The 21,732-nt window shown below is 40.4% G+C and carries 21 protein-coding genes and 3 pseudogenes; 17 read left to right on the top strand and 7 right to left on the bottom strand.

The annotated features are described in order from the left end of the window. Positions 1–5: 5 nt before the first annotated feature. The 13 genes from CW735_RS17070 to CW735_RS17010 all read left to right on the top strand — a co-directional run bounded on the left by CW735_RS17070 (position 6) and on the right by CW735_RS17010 (position 12,332). Positions 6–1,160 (top strand): LegC family aminotransferase, encoded by a 1,155-nt coding sequence (locus CW735_RS17070; protein ID WP_100973010.1) that lies wholly within the window; start codon positions 6–8, stop codon positions 1,158–1,160. Beyond that, positions 1,160–2,314: a UDP-N-acetylglucosamine 2-epimerase gene (gene neuC / locus CW735_RS17065; RefSeq protein ID WP_100973009.1), complete on the top strand. Its 1,155-nt coding sequence runs from the start codon at positions 1,160–1,162 to the stop codon at positions 2,312–2,314. The genes CW735_RS17070 and neuC overlap by 1 nt, the downstream gene beginning before the upstream one ends. Positions 2,315–2,322: 8 nt before the next feature. Continuing rightward, a complete protein-coding gene (gene neuB / locus CW735_RS17060; protein ID WP_100973008.1) occupies positions 2,323–3,396 on the top strand; it encodes an N-acetylneuraminate synthase in 1,074 nt (357 codons plus the stop codon). Beyond that, a complete protein-coding gene (locus CW735_RS17055; protein WP_232368315.1) occupies positions 3,386–4,036 on the top strand; it encodes a NeuD/PglB/VioB family sugar acetyltransferase in 651 nt (216 codons plus the stop codon). The genes neuB and CW735_RS17055 overlap by 11 nt, the downstream gene beginning before the upstream one ends. Next, the gene (locus tag CW735_RS17050; RefSeq protein WP_100973007.1) at positions 4,033–5,091 is read left to right on the top strand and encodes a nucleotidyltransferase family protein; all 1,059 of its coding nucleotides are present in this window, start codon (positions 4,033–4,035) and stop codon (positions 5,089–5,091) included. Before CW735_RS17055 ends, CW735_RS17050 begins: the two co-directional genes overlap by 4 nt. After that, positions 5,091–5,798 (top strand): acylneuraminate cytidylyltransferase family protein, encoded by a 708-nt coding sequence (locus CW735_RS17045; protein ID WP_100973006.1) that lies wholly within the window; start codon positions 5,091–5,093, stop codon positions 5,796–5,798. The genes CW735_RS17050 and CW735_RS17045 overlap by 1 nt, the downstream gene beginning before the upstream one ends. Next, complete coding sequence (locus tag CW735_RS17040; protein WP_100973005.1) at positions 5,791–6,753, top strand: Gfo/Idh/MocA family oxidoreductase; 963 nt, start codon at positions 5,791–5,793, stop codon at positions 6,751–6,753. The genes CW735_RS17045 and CW735_RS17040 overlap by 8 nt, the downstream gene beginning before the upstream one ends. 13 nt (positions 6,754–6,766) lie before the next feature. Next, entirely contained in the window at positions 6,767–7,705 is a 939-nt protein-coding gene (locus CW735_RS17035) for a Gfo/Idh/MocA family oxidoreductase (protein WP_100973004.1), read from the top strand. After that, the gene (locus CW735_RS17030) at positions 7,698–8,657 is read left to right on the top strand and encodes a hypothetical protein (protein ID WP_100973003.1); all 960 of its coding nucleotides are present in this window, start codon (positions 7,698–7,700) and stop codon (positions 8,655–8,657) included. The genes CW735_RS17035 and CW735_RS17030 overlap by 8 nt, the downstream gene beginning before the upstream one ends. Position 8,658: 1 nt before the next feature. Continuing rightward, on the top strand, positions 8,659–9,888 hold the full coding sequence (locus tag CW735_RS17025; protein ID WP_100973002.1) for a lipopolysaccharide biosynthesis protein: 1,230 nt from the start codon (positions 8,659–8,661) through the stop codon (positions 9,886–9,888). Beyond that, positions 9,879–10,370, top strand: a complete 492-nt coding sequence (locus tag CW735_RS17020; protein WP_232368314.1) for an acyltransferase — start codon at positions 9,879–9,881, stop codon at positions 10,368–10,370. The genes CW735_RS17025 and CW735_RS17020 overlap by 10 nt, the downstream gene beginning before the upstream one ends. A gap of 100 nt (positions 10,371–10,470) precedes the next feature. Next, the gene (locus CW735_RS17015) at positions 10,471–11,577 is read left to right on the top strand and encodes an O-antigen ligase family protein (protein ID WP_157812719.1); all 1,107 of its coding nucleotides are present in this window, start codon (positions 10,471–10,473) and stop codon (positions 11,575–11,577) included. Then, a complete protein-coding gene (locus tag CW735_RS17010; RefSeq protein WP_100973000.1) occupies positions 11,574–12,332 on the top strand; it encodes a glycosyltransferase family 2 protein in 759 nt (252 codons plus the stop codon). The genes CW735_RS17015 and CW735_RS17010 overlap by 4 nt, the downstream gene beginning before the upstream one ends. Positions 12,333–12,383: 51 nt before the next feature. On the opposite strand, the pseudogene CW735_RS17005 reads toward CW735_RS17010, so the two are convergent. Beyond that, positions 12,384–12,670, bottom strand: a pseudogene (locus CW735_RS17005) (integrase core domain-containing protein); the annotation flags it as partial. A gap of 273 nt (positions 12,671–12,943) precedes the next feature. After that, positions 12,944–13,123, bottom strand: coding sequence for a hypothetical protein (locus tag CW735_RS17000; protein WP_157812637.1), 180 nt, complete (start codon positions 13,121–13,123; stop codon positions 12,944–12,946). A gap of 135 nt (positions 13,124–13,258) precedes the next feature. Between CW735_RS17000 and tnpC (CW735_RS16995) the strand changes: the two genes are divergently transcribed. Further along, positions 13,259–14,668: an IS66 family transposase gene (gene tnpC, locus CW735_RS16995; protein ID WP_100970864.1), complete on the top strand. Its 1,410-nt coding sequence runs from the start codon at positions 13,259–13,261 to the stop codon at positions 14,666–14,668. A 19-nt stretch (positions 14,669–14,687) separates the two neighbouring features. Beyond that, positions 14,688–15,128 (top strand): annotated as a pseudogene (locus CW735_RS16990) (IS66 family transposase); the annotation flags it as partial. Here the strand turns inward: CW735_RS16990 and CW735_RS19645 are convergent. Genes CW735_RS19645 through tnpA form a run of 4 tightly spaced genes read right to left on the bottom strand, consistent with a single transcriptional unit; the run spans position 15,122 to position 17,499 of the window. Further along, complete coding sequence (locus tag CW735_RS19645; RefSeq protein ID WP_157812636.1) at positions 15,122–15,274, bottom strand: hypothetical protein; 153 nt, start codon at positions 15,272–15,274, stop codon at positions 15,122–15,124. The pseudogene CW735_RS16990 and the gene CW735_RS19645 overlap by 7 nt on opposite strands. A 7-nt stretch (positions 15,275–15,281) precedes the next feature. Next, entirely contained in the window at positions 15,282–16,868 is a 1,587-nt protein-coding gene (tnpC, locus tag CW735_RS16985; RefSeq protein ID WP_198520977.1) for an IS66 family transposase, read from the bottom strand. 23 nt (positions 16,869–16,891) lie between these two features. Continuing rightward, positions 16,892–17,227, bottom strand: coding sequence for an IS66 family insertion sequence element accessory protein TnpB (gene tnpB, locus CW735_RS16980; protein WP_100970759.1), 336 nt, complete (start codon positions 17,225–17,227; stop codon positions 16,892–16,894). Then, the gene (tnpA, locus tag CW735_RS16975) at positions 17,227–17,499 is read right to left on the bottom strand and encodes an IS66 family insertion sequence element accessory protein TnpA (protein WP_100970758.1); all 273 of its coding nucleotides are present in this window, start codon (positions 17,497–17,499) and stop codon (positions 17,227–17,229) included. The genes tnpB and tnpA overlap by 1 nt, the downstream gene beginning before the upstream one ends. A gap of 116 nt (positions 17,500–17,615) precedes the next feature. Here tnpA and CW735_RS16970 point away from each other — a divergent pair. Beyond that, positions 17,616–18,668: pseudogene (locus CW735_RS16970) on the top strand (IS110 family transposase); the annotation flags it as partial. A gap of 284 nt (positions 18,669–18,952) precedes the next feature. Here CW735_RS16970 and wecA read toward each other — a convergent pair. Continuing rightward, positions 18,953–20,017 (bottom strand): UDP-N-acetylglucosamine--undecaprenyl-phosphate N-acetylglucosaminephosphotransferase, encoded by a 1,065-nt coding sequence (gene wecA, locus CW735_RS16965; RefSeq protein ID WP_100972999.1) that lies wholly within the window; start codon positions 20,015–20,017, stop codon positions 18,953–18,955. A 304-nt stretch (positions 20,018–20,321) separates the two neighbouring features. Here wecA and CW735_RS16960 point away from each other — a divergent pair, with 304 nt between their 5' ends. Next, positions 20,322–21,725 (top strand): capsule assembly Wzi family protein, encoded by a 1,404-nt coding sequence (locus CW735_RS16960; protein ID WP_157812718.1) that lies wholly within the window; start codon positions 20,322–20,324, stop codon positions 21,723–21,725. Positions 21,726–21,732: the final 7 nt, after the last annotated feature.

Below are 21,732 nucleotides of genomic sequence, written 5' to 3'. Positions count from 1 at the left end.
TTATTATGATTAAACAGCTTGTTCCGTTTATTAAAGACCTTTATCAAACTAATGATTTCATTCCTCTGCACGCACCAACTTTTTCAGGTAATGAAAAAGAATACGTCTCCGAAACTATAGACAGTACGTTCGTTTCAAGCGTTGGTAAGTTTGTAGATGATTTTGAAAAACAAATCGAGAATTTCACTGGAACAGCTAAAGCTGTAGCCACGGTAAACGGTACAGCTGCACTCAACGCATCACTTTACATGGCAGGAGTAAGGCATGGTGATATTGTTATCACTCAAGCGCTCACTTTTGTAGCAACGTGCAACGCAGTGAATCATATGGGAGCAGAGTCGGCTTTTGTAGATGTCTCACCAGTAAGTTTAGGGTTATGTCCTAAAGCATTGTCTGTCTTCTTAGAGCAATATGCAGTAGCGACTGATTTGGGGCCAATTCACAGAGAGACAAAGCAGCGGTTTCAAGCCGTAGTGCCTATGCATACGTTTGGGCATCCAGTTGAGCTTAACGAGTTAATTGAGGTTTGCAGGGAGTGGAAAATTGCCTTAGTCGAAGATGCAGCTGAAAGTTTAGGCTCATTTTATCGAGGACAGCACACTGGCACATTCGGAGATTTCGGTGCTATCAGCTTCAACGGTAATAAAATTATTACTACCGGCGGTGGTGGCATGGTTCTATGCAAAACTCTCGAATCAGGCAAACATACAAAGCACATTACCACCACAGCAAAAGTACCTCATCCCTATGAGTTTTTTCATGATGAGCCAGGCTTTAATTATCGCATGCCAAATTTAAATGCTGCACTCGGTAGTGCACAAATGGAGAATCTCCAAAATTTTATAGATAATAAACGCCAGCTAGCAAATATGTATTTAGACTTTTTCAAGGGTACAGAGTTCGAGTTCGTTACAGAACCTGATTACGCAAAATCAAACTATTGGCTAAATGCGGTGATTTGCCCAAGTCATAAAGAGCGTGAAAAACTACTGAAACAAACAAATGCTGAAGGCGTAATGACACGGCCTATATGGCAATTGATGCATCGCCTACCAATGTTTAAAAATGCAATAGCGGGTAACTTGTCTCAGTCTGAGTTTATTGAAGCTCGGTTAGTAAATATACCTAGCTCTCCAGTTAATTTCTCGAGCACGTTGTAATGATTAAAAAGGTAGCGGTTTTCACAGGAACACGTGCAGAATACGGTTTGCTCTATTGGCTGATCAGAGATATACAAGACGATCCAGAACTAACGTTACAGCTATTAGTTTCTGGAATGCACTTATCTTCAGAATTTGGCGAAACCTATAAGCAGATAGAACAAGACGGTTTCATAATAGATGAAAAAATAGAAATTTTACTTTCATCAGATACAGCTGTTGGCACGGCAAAAAGTATGGGTCTTGGTGTCTTAGGTTTTACTGATGCTTTGAATAGATTAAAGCCGGACGCTTTAGTTATTTTAGGTGATCGTTTCGAAGCGCTCGCTGCAGCGCAAACAGCCATGATACTTCGCATACCTATTTTACATTTACACGGCGGTGAAATAACAGAAGGCGCTTATGACGACGCTATTCGCCACTCAATTACAAAGCTCAGTTACTTACATGGCACCTCTACTGAAGAATACCGTAAGCGCGTGATACAACTAGGTGAATCCCCTCAGCGGGTCAAGAATATCGGTGCAATCGGGCTAGACCACTTGGTTCGAAGCACATTGATGAGTAAAGAGGAGTTAGGCAGTTCATTAAATTTTAAGCTTACTCAACCATACTTCCTTGTCACCTACCATCCGGTAACACTAGGTGAAGAGTGCCCCGAGAAAAGCTTTTTGGATTTGCTTCACGCTTTGGACGAATTTGAAGATCGTCAGGTAATCTTAACGTATCCAAATGCAGACGACGGAGGTCGGCGAATTATTCCTATGCTAGAAGATTACGCTAAGAAAAAATCTAGTAGAGTTTGCGCTATTTCTTCTTTGGGGCAGCAGCGATATTTAAGTGCGGTAAAGTATGCTGAAGTTGTAATCGGAAATTCATCGAGTGGCATAATTGAAGTTCCGGCATTTAATGTGCCTACAGTAAATATAGGTTTGAGACAAAAAGGCCGACTTGCAGCTAAGAGTGTAATTAACTGCGAAGCGAATGAAGTGGCAATAACCGACGCAATAAAAATAGCTATTATGGGAACTTATAAAGCTCCAGGCGAGAAGATAGTGAATCCATATGGTGCTGGTAATGCAAGTGCTCAAGCAATTGAAATGCTCAAATCTTTAAATTTTGAGCCAAGGAAAACGTTTTACGATTTAAAGTGAGAACCTCTATGACATTAATTATTGCAGAAGCTGGTGTTAATCATAATGGCAGTGACGATTTAGCTTTTTCACTTGTTGACGCTGCGCATCAAGCTGGTGCCGATATAGTAAAATTTCAAACATTTAAAGCTAAAAACCTAGTGACTAAAGATGCGCAGCAAGCAGAGTACCAAATTACTAATAGTGGTCAAAAAGAGTCTCAGTACTCAATGCTCGAGCGATTAGAGCTAAGCTACGAAACACATCATAAGCTAGTTAAATATTGTAATGATTTAGGTATTGAGTTTTTATCGACAGCGTTTGATTCAGAAAGCCTTTCGTTTTTAGTAGATGACTTGGGAATAACACGCCTCAAGTTGCCATCGGGTGAAATTACAAACGCCCCATTAGTGCTTGAGCATGCTAGAACCGGCTGTGATCTGATTGTTTCAACAGGAATGGCAACCCTTTCTGAAATAGAGCAAGTACTATCAGTAATTGCCTTTGGTTTCATAAACCCAGAAGGCAATCCAACAGATGAAGCGCTACAAGCAGCGTACTTTTCTGAGCAAGGAAAGCAATTATTAAAAGACAAAGTAACGCTTTTACATTGTACTACCGAATACCCAGCACCATTTAGCGATATAAATTTAAATGCAATGGACACCATGAAAAACGCCTTTAAGCTAGAAGTAGGTTACTCAGATCATAGTGCCGGAATTGTAGTACCTATTGCTGCTGTCGCGAAAGGGGCTGTTTTAATTGAAAAGCATTTTACAGTCGATAAAGCATTGCCAGGTCCAGATCACAAAGCTTCTCTTGATCCTATAGAATTAAAAAAAATGGTTGATGGTATTCGCATTGTAGAAAAAATATTAGGTGATGGCATTAAAGGGCCTAGACCTTCAGAAGTTAAAAATAAAGCCGTGGCTCGAAAAAGTTTAGTTGCAGCACAAGCAATTAAACAAGGAGAGATGTTCACTGCTGATAATTTAGCGGTAAAACGCCCTGGAGGCGGTATTGCCCCTATTAACTTTTGGGCGTTATTAGATACTCCTGCTAGTAAAGATTACTCAGTTAGCCAATTGCTCGATGAAAAATAAGCCGCTTGTAATGATTGGCGGTGGTGGTCATGCCGCCGCTTTGCTAGAAATACTATTACTACAAGGAAGAGATGTTATTGCTGTTGTCGCACCCGAAATAACAGCAGGCAAGGAACTATTTAAAGGCATTAAGCACTTTAAAAATGATGACGCTATTTTAGATTTTTCTCCTAATGAGGTTGAGCTTGTAAACGGCATTGGGGCAATGCCTTATTCAGGCTTAAGAACCAAGATCCATTTAGAGTTTAAAAGCAAGTCTTATCAATTTGCTACAGTGATTGCAAACTCTGCTCATGTTTCTACAAATGCAGCCATTGCGCAGGGAGCACAAATTTTAACAAATGCCACAATATGCATAGGATGCAAAATTGGTTTTGGTACCATAATTAATACTTCTGCTAGCATAGATCATGACTGTGAAATAGCTGCATTTTGTCATATAGCACCCGGTGTAATAATGAGCGGCCAAGTACATGTTAAAGAATCAGTGCATATTGGCACCGGTGCAAAAGTTATTAATAGTATTCAAATAGGCAAAAACACCATAATTGGTGTTGGCGCTAATGTTTTAAAAACACTCCCAGACTTCGCTATCGTCTATGGAGCCAGACCATACATAAAGCTGGAAGGTAAGGTATGACAAAAAATTTTGAAAATATTTTGATTTCTCCAGAAGTCAAAATACGAGACGCGCTAAAAGTAATAGACAAACAAGCCATGCACGCTGCTTTAGTTGTTCTAGAGTGCAATAAGTTAATTGGTTTAGTAACCGATGGTGATATTCGAAGAGGCTTAATTGACGGTATTGGCCTAGATAATGCTGTGACCGAAATAATGAATACGTCACCAACCAGTGCAAATTCTTCAATGTCTAATGAGGCCCTGAAGATAATGATGCAAAAAAAGAAGATTCTGCTTCTTCCGATTCTTGATGATAACGGCCGGCTTGTCAATGTAAAAACATTACATGAAACACTGGAAATTGAAAAACGTGACAACCCTGTTTTTATAATGGCGGGAGGCTTCGGCACTCGATTACGGCCTCTAACAGATAACTGCCCTAAGCCCATGCTTAAAGTGGGTGGAAAGCCAATGTTAGAAACATTGATCAATCATTTCAAAAGCCATGGTTTTTATAAGTTTTATATTTCAACGCATTATTTACCAGAAGTAATAATGAATTACTTTGGTGACGGTAGCCAACACGATATAGAAATTACATACGTTTATGAAGATACTCCTTTAGGCACCGGTGGCGCGCTTTCATTATTACCAAAAACCCTGCCTAAGCTACCTCTTGTAATGGTTAATGGCGATATTCTTACAAACGTGGATTTTAGAAAAGTACTCGATTTTCATAATGCTAACCAAGCAGATGCGACCATGTGTGTGCGCGACTATGAAATTAAAGTGCCTTTTGGTGTCATTGAAGGTAAAGGCAATGAAATTTCAAATATTGTCGAAAAACCAACTTATCGCTACTTTGTAAACGCTGGTATATATGTCATCTCAAATAAAGTAATTGAGTCTTTATCAAGCAATGAGTATTTAGACATGCCAACATTATTTGAAAACTTAAAAGCGAATGATGAGAAAACATTAAAATTTCCGATCCATGAATATTGGCTAGATGTTGGCCGCCATGATGACTTTAATCGTGCGCAAATAGATATTCATGACCTTGGGGTGCTTTAATGAGCAATGAAAAAACTATTCTAGCAATTATACCTGCTCGAGGTGGAAGTAAGCGTCTTCCAGGTAAAAATATCTTGCCATTAGCAGGTAAGCCAATGATTAACTGGTCAATTGAAGCTGCTAAAAGTGTTGCTTCAATAGCGCGAGTAGTTATTAGTACCGACTGCGAAATAATCGCAAATACGGCTCAAGCAGCTGGTGCCGATGTGCCTTTTTTAAGACCTGCTAGCTTATCATCAGACACAAGCAGCAGTGTAGACGTAGTGCGCCATGCACTGGAGTACTTTAAAGATATTGGTGAAAGCTGTGATTATGTAATGTTACTGCAGCCAACCTCACCTTTACGCACATCTGCCGATATACAAGGCGCGATTGATTTATTAAATGTAAAAAATGCCGATTCAGTAATATCAGTTTGTGAATGTGAGCATTCTCCATTGTGGAGTAACACATTAGATGACTCGCTATCGTTAGAAAACTTTATCCCTGAAAGTATAAAAAATACGCGAAGCCAAGATCTACCACAATACTACAGATTAAATGGTGCAATTTATTTGACTAAAGTTGAACAGTTTCTGCAACAAGGTGTTTTGATGTCAGGTAATAGCGTTGCTTATATAATGGATAGCGAGAGCTCTGTAGACATAGATACAAAACTAGACTTTATTATTGCTGAAACAATACTGCGAGACAAAATACATGAATAAAATACTTATAATTGGTGCTGGGCAATTAGGAAGTCGACACTTACAAGGTGCTTTACAAAGCGCTTTAGTGTTAAATATTACGGTTGTAGACCCGTCAGATGAGTCGTTAAATATTGCAAAGCAAAGAGCAGAGCAAGTTGCTATTAATAATGCAAAAAGTGCGGTGCACTATTCGCAAAGCTTACCAAAAGCAGAGTCATTCGACGTATGTATTATTGCAACCTCGGCACCGGTAAGAGCAAAAGTAACAGCCAGCTTACTCGCTGAAAATAAAGTACGTTTTATTATTTTTGAAAAAGTGTTGTTTCAAGCGCTGAATGAATATAGCGATATTGAAGCTTTACTTGAACAACATAATGTAACTGCTTGGGTTAACTGCCCTAGAAGACTTTACCCTTCTTATCAGCAAATTAAAGAACTCTTAAACCCTGATGAAGTACTTACCATGAAGGTTTCTGGTAGTGGCTGGGGAATGGCATGTAATAGCATTCACTTTATCGACTTGTTCTCTTATTTATGTAACTCAGCAAACCTGCAAACGAGCGAAAATAATTTAGATACACAACTACTCGAAAGTAAACGAGCCGGATTTTACGAGCTAACAGGTAAAGCAAAGTTTATGATTGGCAATCATTCATTAGAGCTTGAGTGTACAACTGCTGATGAAGTATCAATAAAGGTAGCTCTCTCGTCTGAGTCTAATACGATAAACATCGATGAAATGGCAGGTACTATTAATACAGCCGGTACTACATTGGAGCAACAATTTAAGCATCAAGTGAAATATCAAAGTGAGTTAACGGGTTTAAATATTGATGAAATAATAAACACTGAGACTTCATCATTAACTCCTTTTAAAGAATCGTGCCAACTTCACACCCCGATGATTGAGCTATACCTTGAGCATATAAACAAAGTGCTAAATAAAAAATTATTAGCGTGTCCAATAACATAAAAAGGAGAATAAAATGATTTGGTTGGTTGGCTCAGGCCCAATGTCGGTTGATTATGCGAAAGTTTTAGATGCCCAAAATCGCGATTATATCGTTATTGGCCGCGGTAAAGCATCAGCAGAAGAGTTTACCAACAAAACAGGTAAAAACGTTATTCAAGGCGGGCTTGAAGCTTTTTTAGACACAGCGCCAGAACGCCCTGAAGCTGCAATTGTTAGTGTAGGTGTTGCGCAGTTATATACAACGACTGAAAAGTTAATTCAAAGCGGTGTAAAGTGCATACTAGTTGAAAAGCCAGGTGGCACAACATTGGCCGAGCTAAATACTTTGCATAAGCAAAGTATTGAAAGCGGCTGTGATGTTTTTATTGCCTATAACAGACGCTTTTTTGCTTCAGTAATCGCATTAAAAGAAAGACTTAAAGCTGAAGGTGGGGTAACGTCGTTCAACTTTGAACTAACAGAGTGGGCGCATGTAATAGAAAAAATAGATAAGCCTAAAGACGTACTTAGTAAATGGTTTTTAGCCAACTCTACTCATGTAGCCGATTTGGCATTTTATTTAGGCGGGCAACCTAAGGAAATGGCTAGTTTTGTTACAGGTGAATTAAATTGGCACCCTACCTCTTCTATTTTTTCAGGGGCAGGTGTTAGTAAGTCTGGCGCATTATTTAATTATGCTGCTAACTGGGAGTCGGCTGGGCGATGGGCTGTTGAAGTATTCACAAACGAAAACAGATACATATTAAAGCCAATGGAATCGTTATTAGTACAAAAAAAAGGCACAATTCCTCAGCTTAGTGTCGAAATAGATGACTCGCTAGATAAAGAGTTTAAGCCAGGCTTATATAAACAGCTAGAGGCATTTGTACAAGGCGATGTAAGCAACCTTTGCACATTAGATGAGCAGCGCCATATGTGTAACGTTTATAATAAAATGGCAGGCTATGAGTAAGCATAAAGATCATGATTTAAATGTTTTTTATGTAGAGTCTCCAGGGCAGTTAATTAACGCCATGGAGGCAATATATAAATTTCAGCGTAAATGGAAGTTACTTATTCGCTATAATGGTGATGCCATTAATGATCAGCAAATAGAAAAAGTACTTAACTTTTATATAAGTAAAAATGAGCCTGTATTTGCAGAGGGTAACGTAGTAAATATTTACTCTTTTATTCAATTTATAACCACCTTTTTGTGTGTTTTATTGTTTGATGGTAAAACTAAAAAGTATGTTGGCTGTCATAAAAGTAAATTTTTAAAACCTTTTCATTTATTACGCACCCCCATGATTTTAATGGATGATGGTGTGGCCACATTAGCCTATTTAAATAGACTTAAAAATGAAAAAAGAAGCTTTATACAGCGTGTTTTTTCTACACTCAACCCGATGGATTTATTTACCGCACTCGATTTATCTAGTTTTGATGTAGCAGCAGTTACTGTTGAAAAACATAACTTTAGTTTTTTAAAAAGCTTAACTACCGACAACGATGACTCATCAAAAGTATATTTTTTTGGGGCTAAGTATATAGAGGCGTCTATTCTTAGTGAAAAATCTTACGAAAACCTATTAACACAGGTTATAAAAGCATATAAGGGCAGAGACGTATATTACCTTCCTCACAGAGGTGAGGATAGAGCGCGGTTAACCCGGTACAAAGCAATTGGCTTTAAAATATATGAGCCTAGTTTTCCGTCGGAATTAGAGCTAGTATTGAGTAAGAATAAACCGGCTGTTGTTGCAGGCTTTTTTACTGCCTCTTTATTTACAACAAGTATAATTTCACCAAGTACTGAGGTTACCTCGTTTAAAATACCTAATGAGCTAATTAATACGCCATCATTAAATTATATTTATGACTTTTTTTTGACCTTTTCTAATGTTTATGAATTAGACGCATAAAATGAAAAAGCTTTTTACTTTAAGCCTAGTTACACTTATTTCCTCTAGTGTCGCATTCTTATTTTTACCTTATATTTCAGCAAGCCTATCGATGGCGTCTTTTGCTGATTATTCTTTTTTGTATTCTTTGAGTGCGGTGTTGTCTGGTGTCTATATATTTGGCACCACTGCGAGTTACTCACTAGCTGCAGCAGAAAAAAATGAGATATACGCATCTGACGCAGTACAGCTGTTTTATAGTGTAAATGTATTTTTAACCGTGCTGGCGTTTTTGGCCACGCTAATTGCGATAATTGGCTTTAATATTTCTTGGGCTTTGCTAGCGCTACCTGTTTTAATCTCTGGAAGAAGTATTTTTCAGGTTACCTCGCATTACTTTAGAGTTAACAAAAACACATTTAAATTTGCTTACTATCAAATAATTACTTTGACCTCGTCTTTTTTAGTACCTTTATTATGCAGCGAATTAATGGCAGGGTTTTCCGGTATAGACTTTATTGCTGTTATGGCATCTATATTATTAGTTGCTGCATGTGTTGGGTGTGGGGTTTTATATAATGCAGGGCTGTTAAAATTTACCTTAATAAATCCTCTAAAAATTACATTTTTTAGGTTTGGCTTGTTTGCTGCTTTGCATTCATTGGCCGCGGCGTTAATAACCATTATGGATAGGTTTATTTTAATTGGTTTCATAGAAAAAGAAGTATTCGCAATTTATGCACTAGCAGCAACGCTGGCATCAGCCCTGAGTTTGTTTTTTACTATTATAAATCAAAATATATCACCCGACTTTTACTCAAAAATGAAAGTAACGAACGATAAAATGAAGGTATTTTACCAATATTTTTTAGCGTACTTAGCCATTCTTGTTGTTGCTTTTGCGCTGTATCAAGGATTAATTAGTTACATTGTTGCGGTGTTTTTTCCAAAGGAGTACGCAGGGGCGGTCGAGTTTTCTAGAACACTATCATTCGCTTCATTGATTCAAGGCATTTACTTTTTTGCATCATCATTATTAATGTATTTTAATTTATCTGAAAAGCTCTTCAAAATAACTCTGTTACTCGGCGGTGTTAGTATTGTTTTTGGCATAACTGCTTATAAATTTTGGGGTATAAATGGTGTTATATATAATTGTATTTTAATTTGGCTTTTATATGCTTTAAGTGCTTATTTTGTTGGTTATAAAGAGCTAAAGCGTGTTATTAATTTGGAAAATGTATGTTCATAATAAAAAGGTTACTTAGGGTTATATATCAATTTATAGCACGGGCTAGAATTGGGTCGTATAAAGCAAAACCTAGAGTAAATGGTTTCACCTTACTGTCAAAAAATACTCATATAGGTACTAACGTAAATTTCAATGGGTTTAGGGTTTACGGTAACGGAAAAGTTACAATTGGTGATAACTTTCACAGTGGCTCTGGGTGTTTTATTATAACGCAAGTTCACAATTACCACGGCGAAAGCATTCCTTACGATAATACATATTTATATAAAACAGTAACCATAGAAGATAATGTGTGGTTTGGTATGAATGTATCCGTTCTGTCTAGTTGTGTAATAGGTGAGGGCTCAATTATTCAAGCCGGATCGGTAGTCGTAAGTGATATTCCTAAATATGCCATTGCTGGCGGAAATCCTGCGAGAGTATTCAGTAATAGGGATAAAGAGCATTATTTGAAATTGAAACAAAGTCGTGATTTTTTTTAAGATGTCTATAAATAGAAAGAATATTTTTCTGATTCTATTAGGTTCTTTTTTTATTCAGCAGTTTTGGATTTTTACTAGCCCCGGCCCTATAAAGCCTTATATGCTGGCAGTAGTACTCACTTTGGTATATGCAGGCATCACATGTAATGGGATAAGGTTCACGCTTCCAATACACATTCCCTTTGTTGCAATATTTTTTGTTTATATGATTCTGTCTTCTTTTTGGGGGGAAAGTATAGAGTTGGCTTTCAATAGAGCGTTAGGTATCGTTTTTTTAATAGCAACCTATGTAGCACTAACTATCATTGCGCCTGTCTATAGCGTACGGCGGGAATTAAATGCCTTCGGCTTTAATTGCTTTTTATATTTGATTATTTTTTATTATTTATTAGGTCTATATTATATCTACATAAACGGTTACAGCGCGGGTGAGAAATATAATCAGGGTATATTTGGTGTTTATTTTGAAGGTGTTTTGCCAAGGCTTCGTGGCTTTGCAGATAGTCCTAACAATATGGGGTTACTTATTTTTCCGCTTTTTTACTTTGTTTTTATTTTTAAGCCTTTTACGAGTAAGTCGTATTTTTTTTTATTGGTAATAATTTTAATTTTAACCTTTTCAACTACTAGTTACATAGCTTTCTTTGCTCCTTTGTTTCTTTTGGGACTACTTGGAAGTGTAAAGATTTTTTTAGTCGGATTAGCTTCATTTCTTTGTATTAGTTTTCTATTGTCGCTGATGTATTTTAATATTGATTTTATTGCTCATTTAATTGACCTAAGGTTAGACCGAATAGCTACGGGGAGTGGCAGGTTTGAATTATTCTTTTTTTCGATAGAAAAAGTAGGGGAAAGTCCAGTTTACGGGCACGGTTTGGCGCAGGTACGCTTATTTTTGGAAGGCTTTCAAAATAGGGACCTTCAAAGTTCACATAACTCATTTATTGAAAGTTTTTTTGAGGGAGGCTTTTTTGGCATTTTCCTATTCTTACTTTGCTGGATTGGTTTTGGAGTACATCTATATAAACTTAGAATAAGGTACTTAGATAAATGTAAGCTATTTGCATATTTACTTTCGATGTTTATTTTCTCTAATTCAAATCTAATGATTTACGTTGAGCTTATGGTATTAAATATGTTCTTAATTGTATATATGGGAAACTGTCTCGAGAATCAGTATAAATTCGACTACAAGGACCGAACATGAAAAAGGTTACAATAATTACAGCAACGTATAACTCTGAAAGTGAGTTGACTGAGACTTACGAATCAATAGCGAAGCAAACATACCCTCATTGGGAGTGGATCGTAACAGACGACTGTTCTACGGACAGGACTATCGAACTTCTTGCAGAAATTGCTAGTTTGGATCAAAGAGTATCCATCATACACAACTCTGAAAATCGAGGTGCTGCTTATAGTAGGAATCAGTCATTACACGCTGCTACAGGAGAAATGATTGCATTTATCGATAGTGATGATATTTGGCTCCCTAAAAAACTAGAAACTCAGATAGAATTTATGGATAACCTCAATATTGATTTTTCATTTACGGCTTATGAAATAATAGACAGTCAAGGGACTCGGCTTGGGAAGGTTGTTGATAATAGATTATCAGAACCATTGAGTTATGAAGATATGTTGCGAAAAAAAGCGACACTTGGTTGCTCTACTGTTATGTTAAGACGAGTAGCTTTTAAAGACAAAGAAATTACTATGCCTCTTTTACGTACTGGCCAAGACTATGCTACATGGCTTTCTTTACTCAAAACGGGAAAGTTCGCATATCCATTGAACAGTGCTCTGACTCATTACAGAATACGACCAAATTCAATTTCGAGAAACAAATTCAAAAAAGCAAAGAGACAATGGCAAATCTATCGAGAAATAGAAAATTTACCTTTACTTAAATCTTTTATTTGTTTCTTTTTTTACGGATGGCGAGCGGTTTTTAGAAAGTAGCTATAATGATATAGTCGCAAACATTGATTCGATCAGATGTCCACTTCCCCATTAATGACACAGTTCTAAACTAGAGTTTTCCTGTTTTTCTCGGTAAGCTGCCGGAGGCAGATTTCCGAGACTTTCATGGGTTCTTTGTTCGTTATAATCCAGTCGCCAGAACCAAGACATTTCTCTCACTTGGCTGATATTCTCAAGCAAGTAGGCATCCTGCGGAATGAACCATTAAAGCGTTCTACAAAGCCATTTTGCTGTGGCTTGCCTGGCTGAATATATATCAGTTCAATATTATGGTTCTGACACCAATCTGTTAGCGTGGCTGAAATTAGCTCGGGGCCAAGATACCTGTTGAATGCAGGTTTTTTATTCATTCTTTTGTAAAAGATGTCGGCCATTAACAATACTTAAAGTGACCAAACAATAAGTGGAGTTAAAGCAATGACCGACAACATAGATGATAGTAAAAATTTGACCTTAGTGGCCATCGATATAGCGAAGAAAAGCCATGATGCTTGCATTCAGTTTGCTGACGGTACAACAATTCAGATGAAATTTGAGAATTCATTGCAAGGCTATCAGCGTTTAAGGGATGCCTGTTTTAATGTAACCGATCATTTTAGACCGTTCTTGACCGCCTGACTAAGATCGAGTTTAGCAACGCTAACCGCAGTTACTATGCCAGCCGGCACCTTGTGATGCGTCTTGCCATTGTTGTTAGCAATGAGCACCGTTTTTCTATTTTTCTTAAGTAACGTGCCGGTGATAGTTTTGCCATCATGAGCATACTGCACTTTCATGCCTGGGCGCAGTTTAGCAAGCGCTTCTCGTAACCGTTCAGCAGGGCCCTATTGACAGCTAAATATATTTATTTTCAGTGATCTCTTGGATCCTATTGATTGATCCCCCCAGTCTGTCAAAGTGACTTCATGCCACGTAAAAAACAGCTATCAAAGCCGCCCGCAGTCGATAACTTAGATGATGCAAAATTGGTTATTCAAGCACTCTGGGACAGGCTAAATGACCTCGAAGACCGACTGAATCAGAACAGTCGTAATTCATCGCGCCCGCCATCTTCTAATGGTCCGAGTGTAGCTTCATCTGCGCCAGCTAAAAAGCCGACGGGCCGTAAGCGCGGTGCGCAATCCGGCCATAAAGGTAGTAAGCGGATGCTGGCCGATACCGTTGATGAGACGCGCACCTATTATCCCGACGATACTTGTGCTTGCGGTGGTGACATTGCTATCAATGATTCCCCTTATCGTCGGCATCAGGTATTTGATATTCCCAGCCAGGCATTCTCTGTAGTCGAACATCAGTTGCATCAGGGCCATTGTTGTCAGTGCAGTAAAACGGTAAAAGCAACGCTACCTGACAACGTGAATCAGGGACAGATGGGCAATAACCTGCTGGCCTATGTGGCAATGCAGTCCGGTCAGTTTCACCAGAGTATCAGTAAAATCCAGCAACAGCTCGAACAGAACTTCGGCTTATCGTTCAGTCGCGGTGCTATCTCTGAAGCGCAGGGCCGGGTTAGTTCAGTGCTGACGCCAGCGTATCAGGATATCAAAGAGATGATGCGCACTGAGGCGGTGGTACACTGCGATGAAACCCGTCATCAGCGTGGCAACGAAAACCGTTGGATGTGGCAGGTCTGCACAGCAGAGTTATCATGCTTCATGACCCACTTCTCACGCGGAGCCTGGGCAGCGAAGAAATTACTGGGCGATAATCCAGAAAACATTGTTGTGACTGACCAGTATGCCGGTTATCACTATATTGATGCTGACCATCGTCAACTATGTTGGGCGCATATCTTAAGAAATATGAATGCGCTGGCGGAAAGCTGGGGCACGAATAAAATCTACGGTACAGTATTGGTCAGGCTCATCCGCCTGTTGTTCCGGCTGCAACACCGGTATGAAAGTAACAAGCTAAGTGAAAAGCGATACCGGGACCGAATGGAAAAGCTACGCATCGCATGGCGACAACAACTCGAACTGGCATCAAGACGTTGTGTGACTCCCCGGTATCAGAACCGGTGTAAACTGCTGCTGAAACACGATGATATGTGCTGGGTATTCCTCAAGAATGAAGGCGTGCCCCTGACCAATAATGAAGCAGAACGCTCATTGCGTAGCTATGTACTGTGGCGAAAAGGCAGCTATGGCGTGTGGTCACATCGGGGCGAACTGTTCAGACAGCGCATCCTGACCATTGTTGAAACCTGCCGAAAACAAAAGTTGAATCCTCTGAAATGGATCCGGGCAATACTTGCTGCGACGCTGAATAAAACCACCTATCCTCTGCTCAAAGACTTTAAAGTTGCCTGTCAATAGGGCCCTGGTGAACGGTTACCTGTTCCAGCTGCAACACCGGTATGAGAGTAACGAACTAAGTGAAAAGCGATACCGGGACCGAATGGAAAAACTGCGTATCGCCTGGCGAGAACAACTTGAACTGGCATCAAGGCGTTGTGTGACTCCCCGGTATCAGAACCGGTGTAAACTGCTGCTGAAACACGATGATATGTGCTGGGTATTCCTCAAGAATGAAGGCGTGCCCCTGACCAATAATGAAGCAGAACGCTCATTGCGTAGCTATGTACTGTGGCGAAAAGGCAGCTATGGCGTGTGGTCACATCGGGGCGAACTGTTCAGACAGCGCATCCTGACCATTGTTGAAACCTGCCGAAAACAAAAGTTGAATCCTCTGAAATGGATCCGGGCAATACTTGCTGCGACGCTGAATAAAACCACCTATCCTCTGCTCAAAGACTTTAAAGTTGCCTGTCAATAGGGCCTTGGTGAACGGTTACGCGCTTCTCTATCTTGTTTTGCTCGTAATTCATCAATGCGGTTAACGACCGCTTCATTGAGTATATACAATTGGTCGAGAGTGAGTTGGCTAATATCGATGGTCGTTTTCGTTTCTTTTTCGGTCATAGCGTCTTCACTTTTCTATGTCTGAGCGCAGGCGTTTATCAGCGAACAGTGCTTTCCAGCGTCTAGGGGTTAAGTCGATGATGTCTTTGGCTGGATGTTGCGATACGCGTTGCAGTACATCGACTAGGTAGTGGTATGGATTGATGTTGTGTAATTTGCAGGTCACGGTGAGTGTATGCAAGGCACCAAGCTGTTTTGCGCCCAACTCACTCCAGCAGAACAAATGGTTCTTCTTACCCATAGGGATAACGCGTAAGGCCCTTTCTAAATGATTAGTGTCGATATTCACTTGTGCGTGCGTCAGGTAAGTCTTTAACTCATGATGACGGTCATAGGCATAAGCTAAGGCTTTGCTTAACGGATCTTTAGGTAATAATTCTGGGCGTTGGCGTTGCTCGTATAGCCAATGAAACAGAGCATTGATGACAGGCTCGCTGTGTTTGAGGCGATATTGCACGGTATCCTCGGCATTAAGCGCGTGTTTTCGTATGTGTGCTTCCACTTTATACAGCTTTTGTATTTCAGCCAAGGCGTATTGTGCCTCTTTAGGATGATAATCCAATGCTTTTTCGAAGTAGCGGCGCGTATGCGCCCAACAGGCTGCATGGGTGATGTGTTGGCCTTGGCTGTTTAGCGTATCAATGATTTGGCTATACACCGCATAACCATCGCTTAGCAAGGTGCCATTAAAGCCAGTGAGTTGCGCAATCGCATGTTGTTTGCCGCGAGAAGATGACCAGGTAAAGGCCACTTCATCTTGCTCACCATAAATGGGCCAGAAGTAGGTTTGTTTCATGGTGTTATGTTTGCGGCGAGTCGAGGCTTGTCGACCCGCCTTCATCGGCGTTTCATCCATGCTGATGTTGCCCCCACTCAGTATATTACTCAGCACTGCTTGTGCGATAGGGATAACTAAATCAATGCTTTGACTGACGTAGTTGATTAAGCTCGCCCGCGATAAAGTCACACCCGATTGCAGCATACGTAAATGCTGTCGGTGAAGGGGTAAATGGAATACGGCTTTATCAACCATGAGGCCCGCTAATAGTGATACATCCGCATACGCCCCTTCTAACACATTATCGGGAGTTGAGGGGGACAACATGTTGCCCGTTTCTTTGCTTTTAAAGACTTTTTTGCGATAAATTAAGACTTGGTAGCTACCTGGCAGTTGCGCTAAGCGATGGGTCTCTTTCGTGCCAATAATTTCATACTTATCAGCATCCTCACCTTCAAGCTCGGGGCAAGGCACATCAATCACTTTTGTGGGCACGTCATCAGTAAAGCGAAGGCCGGTATCATTGACGTTATTGTCATCTTTTTGTTTAGTGGAGCGGGCATAGCCTTTGACGGCTTTTTTAGGTGCTGGCGGTAAATCTTCATTCGTCGCTTGGCCAAACAACTGCGTTTGGTCAGAATTCTCTACTATGTGCTTTTCTGACTTACGCCCAAACAACTGACGCTTAAACCAGTCGACTTGTTGTTGCAACTGCGCGGCGTGTGCTTGTGACTCAGCCAGTTTTGCACACACATTAGCATATTCTTCTTGTGGAATATGAGGTGTGTTTTGTGGCAAATCGGCAGCGCTTTTCATGCGGCTAAGTATAGCAAATTCAGCTACTTAAGTCGCATGTTTTGTTTGCCTTTTTGCCAATAAACACCATCAATCAAACACTGTAACTGCGCGGTGTTCAGGGCGATTTTATGCCCATTACCTGACACTTTACCGAAGGTGCCCCGCTCCAATCTTTTCGACCATAAACAGTAACCGCCTTGATGGTAATACAGCACTTTTATCATGGTGCGTTTGCGGTTCACAAACACAAACCAATCGCCGAGCTGTGCTTGCATCTGCAACTGATTGTTCACCAACGCCGCTAAGCCGTCGAACTGCTTGCGCATATCGGCAATACCAAGATATAACCATATTTTAGCGCTACTTGCTGTTAGCATTAACCATCTCTACTCATGTTCAGCACCACACCGTTTGGTAGCGTTAACTCGATTTGCCATTGGCGCATGGCTGGCCGATGTGAGGTCATGCTGTCAATGGGCAGCCATTGCGGTGATGTCTGCGGCAACGACAAAGCTTGACGTTTTTTGCGTTGCAAATAAAAAGTGGACTGGTTAATGTGGTGCGTGTGGCAAAACTGCGCGATGGTCATATCGCTGGCTTCTTGCGCATCGATAAGTTGCTGCCATTCTTGAGAGCTTCGTCTAGTCATTGATATTTTCTCCTATATTAATCAATGATTAGATTTTAGGGGCTTAGCTTAAGAATAAAAGAGCGGTCTATTTTGACCGCTTACGTTTTAATGGAGAGTCGTCAGTTAGGATTGGCTTCGAGCCAACTGCGGACTATCATCGCAATATTGCCTACTGGTTTGAGAAACAAGGAGCACAGTGTCATTTAGTCTCATCTTTGTCATGCGCTCGCGCTCGGGAGATGCTTTATCAAACATGGGATAAGAATGATCGTAAAGACACCAAAGTCATCTTGTATCTACTCAATCAAGGGATCTCAAGGCCGTTTTACGATCCGCTAGTTAATAAAACGATGGATATCCAAGAGCTTTCAAACACCTATCATCAGGTCACGATTGCTAGGACTAGATGTTTAAATAGCTTGGTGAATCATAACCTGACTCTTTACTTTCCAGAGGCAGAGCAGTTTTTGCACAATTCGAGGTCTGAATGGTTCTGTGACTTCTTGTTGAAGTTTCCAACCCCCGCGTCTATTACACGTTATCGCAAGGCAACGTTTATAAAACGTGCTTGGAATATAGTTGGTCGCAAACAGTTTAAACAACAGTTCTTGGAGCACTTGTATGGTGTGGCAGAGAATTCTATTGGTTTACCAGTCGACATTAACAGTGTCGCGGTAGAGGCATATCGGCTGCAGCTACAACGTTATATTGATTTAACACGCCAACGCCTTGCGCTTGAGCGTCAATCAGAGCAGTTTCTGGGTGACAGGGAAGATTACCAACGATTAAAAACATTGCCTGGTGTGGGTGCCGTCATTGCCTTAATCATTCTGGCAGAAGGCGGCGATTTGGCGAGATTCGCTCACTACAGGCAACACCTTAATTATTGTGGGTTTAATCTATCGGCGCAGCAAAGTGGACAGCAAAAAGGAAGCTATAAATTGTCTAAGCGAGGCAATGCACGTCTGCGTTATGGCTTCTGGCTGGCAGCCAATGCGGCTATTCGAATGAAAGAAAACAGTTTCAGATACAAATATGAACGGTATATCAAAACCAATGGTGATTCGGCAGATGTAGGGCGAAAGGCATACACAGCGGTTGCTGTAAAATTAGCACGTGTCGCACATTCAATCGTTAAGAATAATGTAGATTACCATGGTTATCACGAGTTTTTTCGAGGGACGTAAGTCACCCAGGGCCGTTAAGGCGCATTGAGCGACCTAGTAGATAATGCTCTACGCCCTCGAATTTTAATAATGCTATGTTAAGTCCGTTAGTGCCTTCGATGAAGGACACCTGTATATCATGGTAAGCAATATTTTTATTTGAGCGAGGTAGCTAAATCCAAGAAAAAAGAAGCGGCATTAACGTGCTGCTAATAGAGCTTTTTGTTTGAAAATGGTTGACTTCGATAGGTAGTCCGTTGTCACAAATAGCAGAGCTGATTTACCCTCCGGTGAGGCAGTTTTCATCATTTAGCGCTGGAGCTTATTAAATTTCTTTCCTCGATATCTTCTTTCCTATGGGGCCAATTTGCGGTGAGGACATAATTGTATATTGCAAAAGTCGTTAAAAACCCGAAAAACATTAATGGCTCAGGTACGTTTAAATATTCCCCCAATATTCCAATTGATGCAAAAACGGCTGAGATGCCGCATATCAAGAATAGGCTTTTGTATCTTCCAAATCCGAGTCGCAAGCATATATGGTGCAAATGATCACGGTCCGGTCTAAAAGGGGAACGTTTTCTTTTTATCCTTCGGAACATAACAGCTGCCATATCCATTAGTGGTAAGCCTATTATCCATAAGCCTGTCACGGGTCTAATAATCGGTCCACCTTTCATTTGGCTAGAGACAAGAAGCAACCAAATAACAGTGAACCCAATCATCATGCTACCAGCGTCTCCCATGAAAATTCTTCTTGTCTTCCCTAGCCAGCCCATATTAAATGCTACGTAAGGAGTAATCGCGACCACAATTACAATGCACATGTATGCCAGGTCGTGTTGAGAGGCCATAGTCAAAACCAAAGCCAGACTCAAAAACGTTACAATTGAGAGCCCTCCAAGTAATCCATCGATTCCATCGACCATATTAAAAGCGTTTATTGCCCCAATAACGGCAAGTATAGTAACTAACGGCGATAAAAATCCAAACTCTAAGTTACCAACTCCGAGGATATCGCCAACAAAGTTAAGTTGGAAATCCGTGAAATATATCATTGAAATAGTGAGTAACGTTTGAACTAAAAGTCTGAATTTGTAACTGATATCGAATTTGTCGTCTAACGCACCAATAGTTGTCAAAATAGCGATTATTGTGAGGTATAAGTGTGCATGCGGCATAAGCCCAATATTGTTATATATAAATTGTGCGATGGTTATGAATACGGCAATGCCCCCGACCAGCGGGACCTCGCCATCATGGTGCTTTCTTAGATTAGGTAAATCAACTAAGCCTACTCGCTTAGCCAGCCTTCGGAGAGTAAAGAGGGCCGTAAAAGAGAAAAAAAAGACAAAACTGAGCTGTATCACTTTATGTTCCTTGTTGCTGAAGCTGTAAGCCTTGTTTATAGATCACTATAAAGGTCTGAGGCGCGTGAGTTTACATTTTTTTTGACTAAGTTCCAAATGAAACAACATGGTTTAATGTCTGGAAATATATTCACTATCTCTAGGAATTGAAATGTAAGTTGCTGTATCATTTACTGTCGTCATAAAACGAAGGCCGTTTTTAGTCCAATGCAAAAAACCTTTTGCGTAAATCTTGAGATTATGCTTTCACAAACGCTCAATTAACAATTTATTAAATGGTGAAACTACTTTGACGCGAGTCTACGTGCTAACTAAATCTAAACTTGCTTTTGCAATTTTCCTATTATTGATTTCTACGCAAGCATACAGTGCCGGGGTGTCGCCATACTTACCCTTAAATCTACCCAATCACATTGCACAAAAGATAGAAAGGTTGGGTGCTATTGCTGGCGAAACGTCGCTAAACAAGCCCTATAAAATAGCGCAAGTTACTGCTTTGGCCCGTAAAATTCAAACTACGCACCCACTGCTTTATCGAGATCTTGCCCCCTATTTGCGCAATCACAAAGAGCGAACTAGCACTAGCTTAATGCAAGTGTCGCTTGCATCTAGTAACAACAGCATTAGCAACCCATATCATTTTGGTGCAGACGGAGAAAGCAGCTTACTTTTAGAAACTGCTGGTTATGCAATGTACTCAGATTATATAGGCGTAAGCGCCAGCGCTATTATTAGTGAAAACAACGTAAATAAAGCCCAGGGCATGGTGCATGTTGGCGTTGATATTTTACAACTTGATATAGGGTATAAGTCTCGCTGGTGGTCGGTGGGGCGCATTAACTCGTTGCTACTCTCAAATGAATCAGAAGCTTTCGCTAGTGTATCGGCTAGCAATGTTGTGCCGATAAGTGCATTCGATATTAATTATGAAGTGTTTGCAGGAAGGTTAAATAATGAAGTGGGCATATATTCTGGCGACATATTTGAACAAGACAAGCCGTATATAACGGGGGCAACTTTTAACTTTTCGCCCATTAAGCAGGTTACGCTTGGTTTTGCCCACACTACCGTATTTGGTGGCGGAGTGAGAGACGGTGGGGGTAGTGATTTTCTTGATGCCCTTACCGCCAATAACTTAGGAAGTGCTGAAAACTCCTCTTTCAGCGAAGCCCAAGCCGACAGGCGCTATGCACTTCAAGCTAGGTATAACCATGAAGTTGTGGGGTTCCACTATTCAATTTATGGTGAGCATGTTACCAAAAAGGTGCTCGGCGATAACGGTGAGCAGCCAAATGCAGCTACTATCGGTATTTATTTTCCGGTTATAAACGATAGCTCTTTAAGAATAGAGGCAACGCGCTACGACCAAGGATTTTACAACAGTGACATTTACAACAACGGCTATCAAGATAACAAAACTTCGCTTGCACATTTTATTGCAACCAAGGCGCAAAATAGCGCTGCAAAGAGCTTAACGGCACAATGGTTTTGGTCGATGAATGCTGATGAAAGCTTGACTACCTCGCTAGGCTGGTCTCAGGTGGCATTGTTGGCAGAAAACTCGAACGAGCTTGTTAATTCAGGTTTAAACTTTAGTGCTGATTATCGCTCTCGGTTCGAGAATGTGTATTGGGGTATCGAAGCGTCCAGCGGTATTGATGCAGTGGGTGAACAGGTTTATCGACTGGGTGCTTATATAGGTTTTTAGTATTGCC

The organism is Alteromonas sp. MB-3u-76, assembly GCF_002831605.1.
Lineage (GTDB): Bacteria > Pseudomonadota > Gammaproteobacteria > Enterobacterales > Alteromonadaceae > Alteromonas > Alteromonas hispanica.
Note: the sequence above shows the minus strand (reverse complement) of the source record. Positions and strands in the feature narration are given on the sequence as shown.

What these genes read in the sequence shown, in the direction of transcription:
- CW735_RS17070 (WP_100973010.1), top strand. Translation starts at nt 6, where the DNA reads ATGATTAAACAGCTTGTTCCGTTTATTAAAGACCTTTATCAAACTAAT.
- neuC (WP_100973009.1), top strand. Translation starts at nt 1,160, where the DNA reads ATGATTAAAAAGGTAGCGGTTTTCACAGGAACACGTGCAGAATACGGT.
- neuB (WP_100973008.1), top strand. Translation starts at nt 2,323, where the DNA reads ATGACATTAATTATTGCAGAAGCTGGTGTTAATCATAATGGCAGTGAC.
- CW735_RS17055 (WP_232368315.1), top strand. Translation starts at nt 3,386, where the DNA reads ATGAAAAATAAGCCGCTTGTAATGATTGGCGGTGGTGGTCATGCCGCC.
- CW735_RS17050 (WP_100973007.1), top strand. Translation starts at nt 4,033, where the DNA reads ATGACAAAAAATTTTGAAAATATTTTGATTTCTCCAGAAGTCAAAATA.
- CW735_RS17045 (WP_100973006.1), top strand. Translation starts at nt 5,091, where the DNA reads ATGAGCAATGAAAAAACTATTCTAGCAATTATACCTGCTCGAGGTGGA.
- CW735_RS17040 (WP_100973005.1), top strand. Translation starts at nt 5,791, where the DNA reads ATGAATAAAATACTTATAATTGGTGCTGGGCAATTAGGAAGTCGACAC.
- CW735_RS17035 (WP_100973004.1), top strand. Translation starts at nt 6,767, where the DNA reads ATGATTTGGTTGGTTGGCTCAGGCCCAATGTCGGTTGATTATGCGAAA.
- CW735_RS17030 (WP_100973003.1), top strand. Translation starts at nt 7,698, where the DNA reads ATGAGTAAGCATAAAGATCATGATTTAAATGTTTTTTATGTAGAGTCT.
- CW735_RS17025 (WP_100973002.1), top strand. Translation starts at nt 8,659, where the DNA reads ATGAAAAAGCTTTTTACTTTAAGCCTAGTTACACTTATTTCCTCTAGT.
- CW735_RS17020 (WP_232368314.1), top strand. Translation starts at nt 9,879, where the DNA reads ATGTTCATAATAAAAAGGTTACTTAGGGTTATATATCAATTTATAGCA.
- CW735_RS17015 (WP_157812719.1), top strand. Translation starts at nt 10,471, where the DNA reads ATGCTGGCAGTAGTACTCACTTTGGTATATGCAGGCATCACATGTAAT.
- CW735_RS17010 (WP_100973000.1), top strand. Translation starts at nt 11,574, where the DNA reads ATGAAAAAGGTTACAATAATTACAGCAACGTATAACTCTGAAAGTGAG.
- tnpC (WP_100970864.1), top strand. Translation starts at nt 13,259, where the DNA reads ATGCCACGTAAAAAACAGCTATCAAAGCCGCCCGCAGTCGATAACTTA.
- CW735_RS19645 (WP_157812636.1), bottom strand. Translation starts at nt 15,274, where the DNA reads ATGACCGAAAAAGAAACGAAAACGACCATCGATATTAGCCAACTCACT.
- tnpC (WP_198520977.1), bottom strand. Translation starts at nt 16,868, where the DNA reads ATGAAAAGCGCTGCCGATTTGCCACAAAACACACCTCATATTCCACAA.
- tnpB (WP_100970759.1), bottom strand. Translation starts at nt 17,227, where the DNA reads ATGCTAACAGCAAGTAGCGCTAAAATATGGTTATATCTTGGTATTGCC.
- tnpA (WP_100970758.1), bottom strand. Translation starts at nt 17,499, where the DNA reads ATGACTAGACGAAGCTCTCAAGAATGGCAGCAACTTATCGATGCGCAA.